This window comes from Vibrio plantisponsor (genome assembly GCF_013041605.1).
In the GTDB taxonomy this organism is placed as follows: domain Bacteria; phylum Pseudomonadota; class Gammaproteobacteria; order Enterobacterales; family Vibrionaceae; genus Vibrio; species Vibrio plantisponsor.
The window spans coordinates 78,090-92,467 of record NZ_JABEQC010000003.1 but is presented as its reverse complement, the minus strand read 5'-3'; the positions used below and the strand labels follow the sequence as shown (position 1 = coordinate 92,467).

Annotated in this window: 16 protein-coding genes; 14 read left to right on the top strand and 2 right to left on the bottom strand. The window is 43.9% G+C overall.

Annotation, left to right across the window (positions count from 1 at the left end; translation table 11 throughout):
- Nucleotides 1-12: 12 nt before the first annotated feature.
- From HKI82_RS05835 to HKI82_RS05815, 5 genes are all read left to right on the top strand, one after another.
- Nucleotides 13-561: a hypothetical protein gene (locus HKI82_RS05835; RefSeq protein ID WP_171137463.1), complete on the top strand. Its 549-nt coding sequence runs from the start codon at nucleotides 13-15 to the stop codon at nucleotides 559-561.
- Between the two features lie 191 nt (nucleotides 562-752).
- Nucleotides 753-1,610 carry a hypothetical protein gene (locus HKI82_RS05830; RefSeq protein WP_171137462.1) on the top strand — a complete coding sequence of 286 codons (858 nt, stop codon included), beginning with the start codon at nucleotides 753-755 and terminating at the stop codon, nucleotides 1,608-1,610.
- Between the two features lie 5 nt (nucleotides 1,611-1,615).
- On the top strand, nucleotides 1,616-2,329 hold the full coding sequence (locus HKI82_RS05825) for an ATP-binding protein (RefSeq protein WP_240956654.1): 714 nt from the start codon (nucleotides 1,616-1,618) through the stop codon (nucleotides 2,327-2,329).
- Complete coding sequence (locus HKI82_RS05820) at nucleotides 2,326-2,898, top strand: MT-A70 family methyltransferase (RefSeq protein WP_171137460.1); 573 nt, start codon at nucleotides 2,326-2,328, stop codon at nucleotides 2,896-2,898. Before HKI82_RS05825 ends, HKI82_RS05820 begins: the two co-directional genes overlap by 4 nt.
- Nucleotides 2,898-3,479, top strand: coding sequence for a hypothetical protein (locus tag HKI82_RS05815; RefSeq protein ID WP_171137459.1), 582 nt, complete (start codon nucleotides 2,898-2,900; stop codon nucleotides 3,477-3,479). Before HKI82_RS05820 ends, HKI82_RS05815 begins: the two co-directional genes overlap by 1 nt.
- Before the next feature lie 44 nt (nucleotides 3,480-3,523).
- On the opposite strand, the gene HKI82_RS05810 is transcribed toward HKI82_RS05815, so the two are convergent.
- Both HKI82_RS05810 and HKI82_RS05805 read right to left on the bottom strand, forming a co-directional pair.
- The gene (locus HKI82_RS05810; protein WP_171137458.1) at nucleotides 3,524-4,405 is read right to left on the bottom strand and encodes a DUF4435 domain-containing protein; all 882 of its coding nucleotides are present in this window, start codon (nucleotides 4,403-4,405) and stop codon (nucleotides 3,524-3,526) included.
- A 4-nt stretch (nucleotides 4,406-4,409) separates the two neighbouring features.
- On the bottom strand, nucleotides 4,410-5,741 hold the full coding sequence (locus HKI82_RS05805; protein ID WP_171137457.1) for an AAA family ATPase: 1,332 nt from the start codon (nucleotides 5,739-5,741) through the stop codon (nucleotides 4,410-4,412).
- A 261-nt stretch (nucleotides 5,742-6,002) separates the two neighbouring features.
- On the opposite strand from HKI82_RS05805, the gene HKI82_RS05800 reads away from it, so the two are divergent.
- The 9 genes from HKI82_RS05800 (at nucleotide 6,003) to HKI82_RS05760 (ending at nucleotide 14,378) form a co-directional block, all read left to right on the top strand.
- On the top strand, nucleotides 6,003-6,482 hold the full coding sequence (locus tag HKI82_RS05800) for a lysozyme (protein ID WP_261881145.1): 480 nt from the start codon (nucleotides 6,003-6,005) through the stop codon (nucleotides 6,480-6,482).
- Nucleotides 6,479-6,958, top strand: a complete 480-nt coding sequence (locus tag HKI82_RS05795; protein WP_171137455.1) for a lysis protein — start codon at nucleotides 6,479-6,481, stop codon at nucleotides 6,956-6,958. The genes HKI82_RS05800 and HKI82_RS05795 overlap by 4 nt, the downstream gene beginning before the upstream one ends.
- Nucleotides 6,959-6,963: 5 nt before the next feature.
- A complete protein-coding gene (locus HKI82_RS05790) occupies nucleotides 6,964-7,242 on the top strand; it encodes an HP1 family phage holin (protein WP_171137454.1) in 279 nt (92 codons plus the stop codon).
- A 326-nt stretch (nucleotides 7,243-7,568) separates the two neighbouring features.
- Nucleotides 7,569-8,039 (top strand): hypothetical protein, encoded by a 471-nt coding sequence (locus tag HKI82_RS05785; protein ID WP_171137453.1) that lies wholly within the window; start codon nucleotides 7,569-7,571, stop codon nucleotides 8,037-8,039.
- Nucleotides 8,020-10,110, top strand: a complete 2,091-nt coding sequence (locus tag HKI82_RS05780) for a terminase gpA endonuclease subunit (protein WP_171137452.1) — start codon at nucleotides 8,020-8,022, stop codon at nucleotides 10,108-10,110. Before HKI82_RS05785 ends, HKI82_RS05780 begins: the two co-directional genes overlap by 20 nt.
- On the top strand, nucleotides 10,107-10,325 hold the full coding sequence (locus HKI82_RS05775) for a hypothetical protein (RefSeq protein WP_171137451.1): 219 nt from the start codon (nucleotides 10,107-10,109) through the stop codon (nucleotides 10,323-10,325). Before HKI82_RS05780 ends, HKI82_RS05775 begins: the two co-directional genes overlap by 4 nt.
- The gene (locus HKI82_RS05770) at nucleotides 10,318-11,808 is read left to right on the top strand and encodes a phage portal protein (RefSeq protein WP_171137450.1); all 1,491 of its coding nucleotides are present in this window, start codon (nucleotides 10,318-10,320) and stop codon (nucleotides 11,806-11,808) included. Before HKI82_RS05775 ends, HKI82_RS05770 begins: the two co-directional genes overlap by 8 nt.
- On the top strand, nucleotides 11,801-13,975 hold the full coding sequence (locus HKI82_RS05765) for a head maturation protease, ClpP-related (protein WP_171137449.1): 2,175 nt from the start codon (nucleotides 11,801-11,803) through the stop codon (nucleotides 13,973-13,975). Before HKI82_RS05770 ends, HKI82_RS05765 begins: the two co-directional genes overlap by 8 nt.
- 64 nt (nucleotides 13,976-14,039) lie before the next feature.
- Nucleotides 14,040-14,378, top strand: coding sequence for a hypothetical protein (locus HKI82_RS05760; RefSeq protein ID WP_171137448.1), 339 nt, complete (start codon nucleotides 14,040-14,042; stop codon nucleotides 14,376-14,378).

Below are 14,378 nucleotides of genomic sequence, written 5' to 3'. Positions count from 1 at the left end.
AGGGAACCAAACATGAATATGAGTTTTAAAGGCGTTATGCGTAACGCAATAGAAAGTTGGCGAACGGAACTGAGCAAAGAGGTGATTAGTCACCGTGTCGCTGGCTTGTATCACAAACTCGACCTTGGGCATGAAATCGACGCACAACGTAAAGAGCTGCTCAAAGTGCCGGGCAAAGACGACAAGAACAACGCGCAAAACTTCTTCCGTTATGTAGAGCGTACCAGTGTGGAAGCGAAAGCTACCATGATGGATTTATTACCTGCGGTACTTCGTGCCATGCCAGCCAAACGCGCCTGCGACATGCTGAACCAGTTTTTAAACCCATTAGGCTTTTCTGTTACTGCCATTGGTGCCAGTGATGTGAACGCATGCCGTGACCAACTGCTGCACAACCACAACAAAGAAACATCGGAAGCTTTCCGGGCTGTTATTTCTCTGGGCGAGAACGCGAGCATTGACCAGCTTCGTGATGCTTACCGGGAAGTTCAGGAAGCGAAGAACTCGCATACTCCAATGCTCGAATACCTTGAAACGCTAATGAATAAAAAAGCCGCGTGATGATAAGCGCAGTGGCTGACCACCACATACCTGCGCCTCTAATCACCAAACCATGGAGAGCTTTGTGCAATGAGCCTTTATCGAAAAATCGTTAGGGGAGTCGATCACTGGATCGTCTTTAACGGAAAAATCACCGTGGAAGTTAGCCACGAAGAATTTAAACGCCTGTGGGCATGCTGTAGGAGAGCTCAATGAACCTTGTCGAATTGCTTGATCGCCCCATTGCGTTTCATCGACCGTTTGTTGAGTTAGGGCTTGGGATCACTGGCGCTTTGTTCCTCAGCCAAGCTTTGTATTGGAGCCGTAGAACCAACGGGTCTGGTTACTTCTACAAAACGCAAGATGAGTGGGAAGCAGAAACGGGAATGACGCGTCGTGAGCAGGAAACTGCGCGCAAAAAGTTGAAGTCACTCGGCATTCTGGAAGAGAAAAAACAGGGTGTGCCTTGTCGTGTTTTCTATCGCATTAATGACAAAAATTTGCTGTTACTTCTCAGTCAAAAAGAGTGCGAAAACCTGCCAAATCCAGAATGTACGGAAGCGCCAGACCAGTATGGCGGAATGCGCCAAACTAGAATGGCGGAAAGCGCCACGCTAGATTGCACGAAACCGCCAAGCAGTGATGGCGGAATCAGCCAAACTAAAACAGAGACTACACATAGACTACCAGAGACTACTAACAAAAAGATCTTACGCAAATCTCGAGTAGAAAATTCCAAATTGCCAAAGCAGCTCAACACGGTTGCTTGGGCTCAGTGGTTGGATTATCGCGCCAAACTCAAGAAACCATTCAAAACCGAACGTGGTGAACTTCGTGTCATGAACGAACTTGTGCAACTCAGCCATGGTGACCAAACCTTGCAGCAGCGCATTGTTGACCAGTCTATCGACTTCGAATGGGTAGGGCTGTTCGCGCTGAAAGCTCCGCAGCAAGGGCAGAGTAAGCCAGCAATCAACCAAGTCGAACCGTATTCCGAGAACATGGACACAAGCCAGTACGAAGCTCCAGCGTGGTTTCGTGAACGCAACGCACAAGGGGGCGACCAATGAATTTCATGCAGCGATTACAACAGGCCATGCCTGCCAATGTGGTTCCGTACACTCGTGAGCAAATGGCGCGGATTCATGATCAGTCTGTTCAGCAGACTAGTCAGGCGGTGTATGCGCACCACCAATCGTGTAAAGCTCAGTCAGTTCTTGGGCGTTCCGGTATTGGCAAAAAGCACCTCAAGTGCTCGTTTGATAATTACGTCACCACCAATCAGGGACAGCGTCAGGCGTTTAACGTTTCTCGTCGTTGGGTTACTGAATTCTTTGACGGCTTGCCTAAGAACTTTGTGTTCTCTGGTTCAACCGGCACAGGTAAAAACCACTTAGCTTGTGCGATGGCGAATGCACTGATGGCGCGTAAGAAAAACGTTTTGGTGATCACTGTTGCTGAGCTGATGCTGAAAATTCGCGACAAGTACAACAAGGGTTCGAACGTTACTGAGGCGCAGTTCCTGAAATACTTGGCTGAAGTTGATTTACTGGTTCTGGACGAAGTTGGCGTACAACGCATGAACGACCATGAAGCTATCATGATTAATACCATCATCGATTCACGTTATACCAACGAGAAACCAACCGGTATTCTTTCCAACCTAAACGTGAATGACTTAACGCATGTGCTTGGTGAGCGAGTGATAGAGCGTTTGTTAGAAAATGGCGAGTGGGTTGGTTTTACATGGGAAAGTTACCGCCGTCAGGCTCGTAAGGGGGAAGCGTGAACCAAGCAGAGCAAAAGAAATACTCAGTGATTTATGCTGATCCCCCTTGGGCGTTTAACTCCAAGCGTACAGGCGGCAATATGACAAGCGGAGCTGCTCAGCTCTACGATTGCATGACCATTGAAGATTTGAAGAACCTACCTGTGAATGAACTTGCTGCAGATGATTGCTTATTGGTGATGTGGTGGGTTGGGGCAATGCCACAGGAAGCGATTGATTTAGTCAAAGCGTGGGGTTTTACACTACGCAACATGAACGGCTTTGTGTGGGAAAAGCTAACCAAGAACAACCTACCGTTCTTCGGGTTGGGCTATTACACCCGTGCTGGTTCTGAATCCGCGATTATCGCCACCAAAGGCAAATTTAAACCTGCTTCGAGAAGTGTTCGTGCTGTTCGTCGTGCTCCCGTTGGCAGGCACAGCGAAAAGCCAAATGAATTCCGTGAAGATATTGTTGAGTTAGCCGGTGATGTTCCACGCCTTGAAATGTTCGCCAGAACAGCAACGGACGGTTGGGATGTGTTTGGTAACGAAGTAAGCGGTTCAATTGAATTAATGGAGAGTGCTTGATGCGACCAGAAACGTTGTTGGCGAAATTCAGTTTAAAAGGGCTTAATTACGAACAAATGCATAATGGCGGTGGAAAAGGCTTGTTCTCGTTAGAAGAGCAGCTTGCCATGGTTGGTATTACCTGGAAGGAATCACCGGTTGGTTTTCTGGTTCTGTTTGTTGAAACTCAGAATTGCAGCCATTCACGCAAGGCTTTGGAAAAGGCTGTGATGGTTGAGTGTGCAGATAAAATCAACACCTGGCGAGGTCAGAAAAGTGAAGCGGCCCTTTATGCGTTGGTGAGTGCTGCCATTGAAGAAGCAACGCACCCGTTAGGCCGTGTGTGCAGCAGCTGCAACGGTACAGGTGTTTATAAGAACCAACACAGGCACACACGTAATTGTGTTCACTGCGATGACGGCCGTGTGCCATGGAACAAAGAAACACGCTTCGCAATGATGTGCTCAACCCAGTTCGCTTGCACTTATTCCATGTTCAAACGCTATCACCCAGTTTTGGAAGATGTTGCCCGCTGGCTTTCAGATAAACGTAATGCGGCTATGTTGGCTTTGATGGAAAGGATTGAGAGGGAGGCGGCGTGATGTATTGGCAGTATACTTAGGTCTACTGCCATTTATCGGCACTGTTAATTACTTGATGGAACAATGATATGATTTTTGCAATCTGATATTAGGTCGACAGGACATTTTTTTGCCAATCTAAGAACAAAATTTGTTGTTGCAATATCTTTTGTTAATACTTTTTTAAACAGTCGCTTCATAAGTGGAAAGATATAATCTTTTCCTGATATATGAGTTAAAAAAACACAATCTGAAGTTGTGATATTTTTCTTTATTGATACTAGTTCATTTAAGTATTGTTCATTGCTGATTTTTTTTAATATTGCATTTTTACATTCTAATATCTTGCTTTCTATAAGATTTGAATCGACATTTTCTGAGTCATTTATAGTTAGTTTTGATACTTTGTGTTTTATTGTTTGAACACTATATATCTTATGCTTTTGTAAAATTGAATAATGAAGAAATAACTCAATTAAAGGTGTTTTATTATTATTGATCCAATCTTTGAATTTTATTTTTTCTTTTATGTCTTCATATAATTCAACTTCTACTTCATCATCTAAGTAATCAATGATTGAATCTTCGTCTAAAATTATATTTTCAATTGAATATCTTGGTAGTCGAAAAACTTCTTTTGGAAGAGGTTTTTCTTCGCCTTTAAGTAAAAATAAATCACCATCAACAATAAATAAGCTTGGTCTAGTTAGTTTATCTTTTTTTTCATTACATTTTTTTATCACTAATGCCCTTGGACCAATAGGATGGACATCTGATATTTTGTATTGGTCTTTAAATAGTCTAGATAATAATTGTATGTATAGTTTTTGATAACCTTTTTTTGTGTCTTCAATATAAATATCTATCTCATTAAAATCAATAGTTAGTATTGATCTTGCAAACTTTGCTTTCTCATTTCTAGTTGGTATTAGTAGTGAGTCATCCATGAAATTATCCTTGATTTTTAATTGGTCGACAAAAATCTATATTATCTCCAATAATATCAGGGGAGTGTGTCGCAAGAACTAGTTGCGCATCCTTTTTAATATTTTGTAAAACTTCGATAAATATTTCTTGCCATTTTACATGTAAAGATATTTCAGGCTCATCAATGATGACAACAAGTCCACGATTGTTATTTTTACAAAAAATCATGTTTGAGATTATTGATATTAGCTGCATTTCACCCGAAGATAATCGTTCAAGTTCTACTCTGTGTTTTCTATTCACGACAACAAACACTCGTCCGAGATTTGTTATGACGATTTTTTTTCCTGTATAACTAAAAAACTCGTTAACAGTATCCATAAATGATGTTAGCTTTTCTCTTTTAATATCCATTGTTTTTTTATTTTCATCGATTATAGATATTATGTTTGACACCCTTTCTATTTGAGAAAGATTTAAAAGAAGTTCAAATGTTATTTCTTTTTCTTTGTTTTTATCAAAAGCAAATTTTAGTCTATCTAGTTTATCAAAAAATATTCCTATTTGAGCGTTAGTGTTAGCATCATTTATGTTTAGTTTTTCTAGTTCCTCTATGATAGAATTCTTTCTATCGTAAACATTTTGTAATTTAGTTGATAAATCATCTGGAGATAAAAAATTTCCATCTAAATAATCAAATGAGGAAGTGATTATTTTATTTCTTAGTACAGATGCTTGAGCATCTTCGTATTTCTTAATTGACTCACTCTCATTCATTATCAGTTTTTTACATTGAGAGATACTATTGAACATGTGATCATTGTGAACGGGCTTCTCTTTAATCTTTGGTTCTCTTAACCATGGGTCTTTCTTTTCAATGTCAAATAGTGAAATTTCTTCTTCATTTTCAACTATACGATTGAGACCTAGCAGAAGGGGGGGTCTAATTCTAGAAAACACTAGAAAGCTTGAGGATGGATTTTGGAACAGAGAGTTTTGATAATGTAGAATAAAGTCATCCTTAAGAGTTTTTGTTCGAGCGAATAACGAGTTCTGCTTGTCTTCATAAGGTATACTTATTAGTTCATCGTTGATACTGAAATTAAATGTTTTTTGTTTTTTTTCTATTTCAATATTATAATTTTCTTGCTCATGTTCAAAATCTAAAGTAAATAAATCAAACTCTATTTCGTTTATGTAATTTATATTTAAGCGAAGTGCCGCATCAATCAATCTCAATATTTGAGTTTTTCCACTGCCATTTACGCCAGTAATGATACTTAAGTCATTATCAAATGATAACTCTGTTGAGATATATTTATGTAATTTTCTTATTGATACATTTAGTAGTTTCACACCATTTTCCCATAGAATCGAGTTTTCATCGTATTGTATTCTATTAAATTTTTTTGTGTAGAGAGAGCTTCATAATGTGTGAAACAAATAGTTATGCATTGATTTGAGTGTTGACATTCACCCCTAAATGGCGCAGTATTACCACGATGCAGAGCCTCACCTAATCGGTGGGGCTTTTGTGTTTCTGGCGTTTGCACAATGCCAACTTCATGTTTTCAGGCACCTTTCGGGGTGCTTTTTTTATGCCTTGGAGGTGAGCGAGTGAGTAAGTTGTCTACCAGAGTGATAGCGGCGATCTCAACTGCTGCACTCTCTATTGCAAGTGCCATGCTTATGGACTTAGAAGGTGTGCGCTACAAACCTTATTACGATGTGGCGGGTGTGCTTACCGTTTGTTGGGGGCATACAGGCGACGATATCATCAAAGATAAAACTTACACCGAAGCAGAGTGTAAGGTACTGCTTGATAAAGACCTCAAATATATCGCAGGACTTATTGACCCACATATTCAAGTCACAGTTTCTGTTACCCAAAGAGCCGCTTTATATTCCTTTGCTTACAACACCGGGGCAGGGGCGTTTATTCGTTCTACCTTACTCAAGAAGTTGAACTTGGGTGATCTCAATGGTGCTTGTGATGAAATGTCGCGTTGGATATTCGCAGGTGGTAAGCCTTGGAAAGGGTTGATGAATAGGCGCGAAATAGAACAAGCCGTATGCGGCTATGCGAGAACGGTATGAATACAAAGCTGATAGGTGTTGTATTAGTCGCGTTCCTGGTGGCGATGTTCTTTATTCAGAAATCTCGGATTAGTAGCTTAGAGTTGAAGCTGGATGAATCAAAGAAGCTTGCTGAGTCTCTTGCTTCCACTATTGAAACTATGAAGCTGAATAATGCAGAAGTGGCTTTGATAGATAAAACGAAAACCAAGGAATTGGAAGATGCTAAAGCGCGAATTGAACAGCTTGAGCGTGATGTCGCTGCTGGTAATAAGCGGTTGCTCGTCAATGCCCGATGTCCTGCAGTGTCCACAAAGCCCAGCACCGCCAGCGTGGATGATGAGCGAACCGCCCAACTTACAGCAAACGCTGAACGAGCTTATTTCCGTCTCCGAAACCAACACGAATTAGTCATTAAGCAGTTAACCGGCTTGCAGGAATATGTAAGAACGTTACCTGTTGAATGTGTCGCCCAACCACTCGTTACGGCGAGGTAACCAATATGAATCAGGCTTCTATGGATAAATCAGTATCAGCTTCGAGCTATGTGGCGAGTGTGTCTACCGCGATTGGTGGTTATTTGTCTCTTTCTAATATCGCTTTGGTGATTGGTATTGTTACGACTCTTATTTTGTTCTTTATGCAGCGGAAGCTCACTAATCAGAGGTTGGAGCATCACAAACGCAAGGTTCTTCAAGATGAAGAAGAGAAAAAACTAAAAGCTCTTCGTGATGAGGAATACCACAACGCCAGAATGAAAGCATTGAACACTCCTTCTTAACTTCCCTAATTAACACCACCAAAAGCAAAAAAGTACATGTCATTAGAAGTCGTCGAGCTTCTTCAGGCTTCGGCCATTGTGTTACGTGCTTACGGTGGTGGCCCTATTCATTAACCGTCTGGTTAGCGCGGGTGTCTCGCTGTTTTCTTTGTTAGCTATGACCATGGAGCAATCTGACCCATTGCTTACTCCTTCGTGTGAGCGCAACAGAAAAATCAAAAAGACACAAGTCAGGGTGAAGACTTCCCCTCATTAACGGCAACGTCAGCCTAAGGCGAACAAGCGGCGTGACTCTCGGAGAGACGGGATAACTAACAGAGGTCACTATGAACAATGAAAAACGACTCTGGAATTTAACAGAATTAGAGTTGTTCGATTACCACAGATCAACCATTCGGAAAAAATTGAAGGCAGCAGGTATCGAGCCTGTTGCCTACAAAGGCTCTACACCATTGTATGACGTGGTTCAGGTTGCGCCTTATCTGACTCAGGCACCTGTTAAAGAAAGTGATGCTCCTGATCTCATGGGTTTTAAAACTGCAGCTGAGTTTCGTGCTTACATTCAGGCGCAAGGCGAAAAGCTCAAGTTTATGAAAGACACCGAAGAGGTGGTTGATGTTACCGATTATGAAAGTGAGCTAGGGCGTTGTATCACCGCCATTAAGAGCTTTAAAACGACGGCGATTACTCGAGTAGAAACCGCTGTTTCTACGATTACTCCGCAACAGCTCGAAGAGTTGGAAAGGCTATTTAATTTTGATTTAGAGGCGGTGACTGATGGGCTTGAACAAGTTTGATGATTGCTTAGGCGTTAAGTTTGCAGATGCTGCAGCCATTCGTAGGAAGCTGGCCTACCTTTGTCGTCCAGAAGATAAAACCCCAGTAGAAGCAGCCGATGATGAATTGTGGATCTCTAACGGTACGGATGTCACCAAGTTCTTATCGTCTCAAGTACCTTATATGCGAGAGCCCATGAACAGCTTGCCGCGTCGAATCTACGATGTTGTTGGGTTAATGGGGCCAGCACGTAGCGGTAAAACGAAAGCACTGGTAGAAGGGTGGATCAACTACGCTCTCACCCAATCACCAGGTGATATGTTGCTGATCTACTCTACGAAGAAGAAAGCAGAAAGCATGGCGAAAAAAGACCTCGCGCGTTGCTTTTCAGCGACTAAAGGGATCGCCAAGCTTAGAACCGGCAGAAAGTCAGACGATACGCTAACGTACAAACACTTCTTGAATGGAATGAATCTCAACTTAGACTCCGCCACCGAGACCAGCCTATCGGCAGAAACTTATCGGTATGTCGCGTGCTCTGACTATGATCGTGATGATGATGGAGTCGGGCAAGAAGGTGACAAGTTCTCCCTAATGCGAAAGCGTGTTCAAAACGCAAAATCGTCAGGCATGGCTATGGCAGAAAGTTCTCCTGGTCGTTTGGTTCGAAACCCATTACCTGAAGAAAAGTTAGGTGCTCACGAAGCCCAGCCATGTGGGGGAATCGCAGAAATCTACAACCAAGGTGACAGACGTCGATTCTATTGGTTGTGTGACGATTGTGAACACTGGTTTATGCCTGTGTTTGAGGTGCTGCATTGGGATGACTCTCTCGATAACGATATTGAGATCTCTAAAACGGCTCACGTTAAGTGTCCACGTTGCACGCACATCATTGGCGAAGATCAGAAACAAGCTAAGAATTTAGAAGGTCGATGGTTCCGCGAAGGTGAAATTGATCAGTACGGTGAAGAAGTCATCGATGAAGGCCAAATAAGGCAGTCGAAATGGGCAACGTTTTGGTTTGAAGGCGTGGTGGCAACCTATCAAAGTTGGGATGAGTTAGTTCGCCTCTATTTGGCTGCTCAACGGCAGTTTGATACAACGGGTGATGAAAACAAGCTGATGTCTTTCTACAACGTTGATATCGGAAGACCCTACATTCTTCAAGCGCAAAGCAACGATATTGGCGCCCATGAACTAATGGCGAAAGCAGTGGATTATCCACGCGCGGTTATTCCTTCCGATGGTCGATTCCTGATCATGAGTATTGACGTACAAGGCGGCAGTAAAAATGCTCGTTTTGTGGTGCAGGCTCAGGTGTTTGGTGTTGGTCTGCAACGTTGGGTGATTGATCGCTTTGAGATTCTGACTAACCCGAACCGCAATAATGAACGTGTTAACCCGGCTGTCTATCCTGAAGACTGGGATTTGCTGATTGAGCAAGTGATTAAGAAAACTTACCCGTTAGCGGATGGTTCCGGACGAGTGATGAAGCCTGCTATGACTCTGTGTGACTCAGGCGGTTCCAGTGGTGAAAGGGACGGTAAGAAAACTTCGGTTACTGATTTCGCTTACCAGTTCTACAACCGATTAAAACCCAAAGGTTTAGCGCATTTATTCCGTTTGGTGAAAGGCGCAAGCCGTGACATGGATTCGCTGGTTAAAGAAAGCTATCCGGACAAGCGAAGCAAACTGGCCCATGGTGAAATTCCTCTGTTACTTCTGCATACCAACCGGTTGAAAAACCGGGTTGCGGCTAGTTATACCCGTCTTGAATTTGGTTCTCGTTATTTCCATCTGCCGAAATGGGCAAACCGCGACTGGTATGAAGAACTGACCGCAGAGTATATCGACGACAAAGGCAACTGGGTTTGTCCACCTAACACCTCTAACGAAACTTTGGATTTGTGCAGCTATGCGGAAGCAGGTATGCACCAGTTAGGCGGTGACAATATCAATTGGGACAGTCCGCCATTATGGGCGACACACTGGCAGCTCAACACCAATGTTGTGGATGCCGATGTTACGCCTGAGTTTGAGCGCAAACCTAAGCGCCGTTATAACCATTCAAAAGGCATTTTCGGATGACAGCATTACCCACCAATCGTGAACGCCTTGCATGGTATATCGAGGCAGAGCAGAAGATCTTAAAGCAACAGGAAGTGGTGACAGCGGAAGGTGAGCGTTTGACCTTAGCCAGCCTTTCTACCGTTCGTGGTGAAATTCAGCGCTTAAGTACTTTGGTTGCTCTGGAGTCGAACGGAGGGAGGCGCAGTATGATTAGGAGAAACTATCTTGAATAAACAGTTAAACCTAATCGACCGGATGGTTGCAGTATTTAGTCCTGAAAAAGGTTTAAAACGACTGTATGACCGTTCTCTTCTTAATAAATACACCGCAGCACTTCCTCAAGACCCAACCACAAAGCAAAAGCGAAACTTCTCCCGAGAGACACCGAACGAACTGAACAAAGGTGCAAAGTCGATTTATCAGCGTGCTCGTCATGGTGATGAAAACAACCCGTTTGTCACTGCGATTCTTGATGAGTTGTGTGCGAACGTTGTTGGTCCTAACGGGATTATGGTGGAGCCGCAGCCTTTAGATCATAAAGGTGAAGTACATATTGAATTTGCCCAGGCGATTGCCAAGTGGTGGGAACTGCATTCACTGGCTCAGAACATTGATAAAGAAACCTCGCGCAGTGAAACTGAGTGGTTAGCTTGCCGTACCTGGTTACGTGACGGGGAAGTTTTTGGTCGCATGTACATGGGCAAACACCCTCAGTTGCAATACCCGTCAACGACTCCGTTTGCTGTTCAGGCTTTTGAGCCTCAGTTTGTACCTCGCCATATTACTGAGCCGCAAGGCTTTGTGATGGAGGGTATTAAGCGTAATGCATTAGGGCAGGCAATTAGCTATCTGATCCAACGTGATGCAAATGGTTTTGAGTTTGCGGAAGTGGATGCGGATTTTATTTGTCACCTTAAGTTTACTCGCAGGCTACACCAGAACCGTGGTGTTTCCATTCTTCACTCAGTGCTGGATTTGATTGGCCGTTTAGAAAGTTACGATCACTCTGAAATGGTCAGTGCTGAGATTGCTTCCCGCTTTGCTTATTACATTAAGCGTGATGCCAATGTGGGTGAAAACGACTTCGAGCGCAGTGAAGATATTTTCTTGGGTATGGGTAACTCGTTTGAGCTGGCTCCCGGTGAAGATGCCGGTGTGGTGGAATCGAATCGTAAAGAATCGATGAGTAACCCGTTTCGTAGCTCTCAGCAAAAGTTGGTGAGTAGTGCTGTTGGGGTGAATAACTCGTCGGTAACCCGTAACTATGATGGTGCGTATTCTTCCAACCGTCAGGAATTGGTTGATTCCTACGCTCGTTATCGGGTGTTGCAACGTAAGTTCGTTCTTAGCTGGACTCGTCCACAGTATCGCAATGCTTTGGCAATGGCGATCATCAGCGGTGAACTAAAAATGCCGCCTGATGTGGATATGAATAGCATCTTCAACGCTATTTATCAGGCTCCGGTTATGCCCTGGATTGATCCGAAGAAAGAGATGGAAGGGATTGAAAAAGGTACCCGTTTGAGTCTGTTCTCGCTTAGTCAGGCTCAGCGTGAGCGCAACATTAACCCACTTTCTACCCGCAAAGAAATTCAAGCAGAACGTAAGCAGCTTAATGAAATGGGTATCGTCAGTACCGCTGACCCGGCTCATAACATTGCGTCTGCAGATACGATCACCACCAACAAAGAAGGCGAGGGAGTTCTCGATGCCTAAACCAATTGATAAGCGCTGGTATACGTTAACCAACGAAGCCGAAGACAAGCCAGCACAGCTCTATATTCACGGCATTATTGGCAGTTACGACATAGCCGCCCTTGATCTTGTCGCTGCACTGCAGGCTATCGGCAATAAGGACATTAAAGTTCATATCCACACCCGTGGCGGTGGGGTGTATGAAGGTATTGCGGTTCATAACGCACTGAAAGCACACAAAGGTAAAACTACGGGTGTGGTTGATGGTCTTGTAGCTTCGATTGGTACTTATGTTTTAAGTGCCTGTGATGTTCGCCAGATGCCAGCAAATACCACGATGATGATTCACAACCCGCAAATTGGTGCGTGGGGTGAAGACGAAGATTTGGAAGCGGCACTGCAGCAGTGGAATAACTCACGAGATCTGATCTCTCAGGAATACGTGGACCGCTCTGATGGTAAGAAAACGTTAGACGATTTCTTAGAAGCCATGAAGAAGGAAACCTGGTTCACCGCAGAAAAAGCACTTGAATGGGGCTTGGTTGATGAAGTGGTTGACCCTGTAGACCTGACGAACTGCTTCAGTGAAGAAGATATTCAGGAAATATCGAACTTCAAGAATGTTCCCGATGCACTTATTAACGGTTTGGATTTGAAGCCTGACAAAGGTAGCAAAGACAAGCCACAACAACAGGCGGCAGACGCCGACCCTAATCATTTACAAAACCATTTAGACGAACAGGTACGCGATATGCCGAAACCATTAACAGCTGAAGAGCTGCAAAACGCAGTAAAAGCAGAAAACAAACGTCAGCAAGAAATTCGCGCTTTGTGTGTAAAGCATAACGTAGGCGAAGAGCTGACTAACAAATTGTTAGAAGATACAGAATGTTCTGTAGAGCAGGCGTCTAGCAAGATTTTACTTAACATGGGTAACGAAAAAGAGAATCTTCGTAACCTGTGCAAAACATTAAACCTGAGTGATGAACTCACCAATCAGGTTCTGAGCAACCCGAACATTACAATTGAAACCGCCAGTGAGCAACTACTGAATGCTCTGGGTGATCAAAGCAGCTCGGGTACCAAAGCAAACTTAACGACCACTCACATGCGTATTGGTAATGGTGACCACGTTAAAGATGAACTGCAGAACGCCTTAAATGCGCGTGCAGGTGTTGGTGAGCTGGAAAAAGACAACAGCTTTGGTCATGAATCATTGCTGAATATGGCTAAAGCAGCACTCGGTGTGAATGCTGGTTCAGCCTTGAGTAAAAATGAGCTGGTCAACCGGGCATTTAACTCTGGTGATTTTGGCGACATCATCACTGAAAGTATCCGTACTGTAATGCGTGATGAAGCGAAAGTTCGCGCACCGTTGTGGAAAGAACTGGCGAACACTGAAAACCTTAGCGACTTCCGCGAAACGGAATTGGTGATGGTGAACGACTCACCTGACCTAATGTCGATTGGTGAAGATGGTGAATACAAAGCAGCTATCTTAAAAGGCAGCGGTGAACGCATTCAGTTGGCGACTTTTGGTCGTGCGATTCAGTTTACTCGTCAGGCCATCATCAATGATGAAATTGGTTTGATTGCGAAAGTGCCGCGTAAGTTCATGCAGGCAGGTTACCGCCTTTCTGACAAGCTGATGTTTAACGCGATTCTTAGCGGCAAGATGGGTGACAACAAAGATATCTTCCTGGCACCACCAAGTGCAGATAAGTGGGGTAACTTAAAAGCAGGTATCGCAGCTGGTGACTATCAGGCGCTAATTATGGCGTTGCATAAAGTCTTCGCGACCGCGACCTCTGTTCCTTTTGACGGCTCAAAAGATGGTGGCGGTGATGCACTAGACCTACGTGGTGAGTTCCTGATTGCCAGCCCTGATCACGCATCAATGCTTGAAGCTGTATTGAATACAGCTTCTAAACCAGACAGCTTCAACCCTGCATATAAGAAGTTCAATAAGGTGATTGAGACTGCGCGTGTTGCCGCGATTAACGGTGCGATTGGTTTAACTGCGAAAGACTTCGACACTGTGGTGATGGGCTTCCTTGATGGTCAGCAAGACCCTTGGTTAGAAACGGGTGACGGCTGGACAAGTGACGGTGCGAAGTTCCGCATTACTTACGACATTACGTCGAAAGTGTTGGATCGTCGTGGTATTGCGAAAGCGACATTTGCGTAATCTGGTATAGGTTACTTGGTTTACATGGGTGAGCAGACGCTCGCCCTTTTTTATGGTGAAAACTATGCGTTATAGCGATGGTAAAAAAATTGCGGTAGTGGCTCCTGCTGACGGTTTGGTGAAAGATGTTCCTGCTCTGGTTGGTGCTTTGGTGGTAGTGCCTACTCAATCGGTAGCGGTTGGTGTGACGGTGACGTGTCATATTGATGGTCACTTTAGCGGCCCTGTTAAAGAAGGTGATGAGCCAACCTTTACTTGTGAAGCGGCTTACTATGAAGCGGGTGAATTCACGAAAACTAAGCCAGTTGCAGAAGGTGCTGTTGCGCAGCCTGTTGGTGTATTTGTGGATGGTGGTGTGTTGCTGCTTGGTGATGTGATCACTGAATTAGTACCTGCTGCTTAA

Coding starts and splice junctions, on each gene's coding strand:
- HKI82_RS05835 (WP_171137463.1), top strand. CDS start 13: ATGAATATGAGTTTTAAAGGCGTTATGCGTAACGCAATAGAAAGTTGG.
- HKI82_RS05830 (WP_171137462.1), top strand. CDS start 753: ATGAACCTTGTCGAATTGCTTGATCGCCCCATTGCGTTTCATCGACCG.
- HKI82_RS05825 (WP_240956654.1), top strand. CDS start 1,616: ATGCAGCGATTACAACAGGCCATGCCTGCCAATGTGGTTCCGTACACT.
- HKI82_RS05815 (WP_171137459.1), top strand. CDS start 2,898: ATGCGACCAGAAACGTTGTTGGCGAAATTCAGTTTAAAAGGGCTTAAT.
- HKI82_RS05810 (WP_171137458.1), bottom strand. CDS start 4,405: ATGGATGACTCACTACTAATACCAACTAGAAATGAGAAAGCAAAGTTT.
- HKI82_RS05795 (WP_171137455.1), top strand. CDS start 6,479: ATGAATACAAAGCTGATAGGTGTTGTATTAGTCGCGTTCCTGGTGGCG.
- HKI82_RS05790 (WP_171137454.1), top strand. CDS start 6,964: ATGAATCAGGCTTCTATGGATAAATCAGTATCAGCTTCGAGCTATGTG.
- HKI82_RS05785 (WP_171137453.1), top strand. CDS start 7,569: ATGAACAATGAAAAACGACTCTGGAATTTAACAGAATTAGAGTTGTTC.
- HKI82_RS05780 (WP_171137452.1), top strand. CDS start 8,020: ATGGGCTTGAACAAGTTTGATGATTGCTTAGGCGTTAAGTTTGCAGAT.
- HKI82_RS05775 (WP_171137451.1), top strand. CDS start 10,107: ATGACAGCATTACCCACCAATCGTGAACGCCTTGCATGGTATATCGAG.
- HKI82_RS05765 (WP_171137449.1), top strand. CDS start 11,801: ATGCCTAAACCAATTGATAAGCGCTGGTATACGTTAACCAACGAAGCC.
- HKI82_RS05760 (WP_171137448.1), top strand. CDS start 14,040: ATGCGTTATAGCGATGGTAAAAAAATTGCGGTAGTGGCTCCTGCTGAC.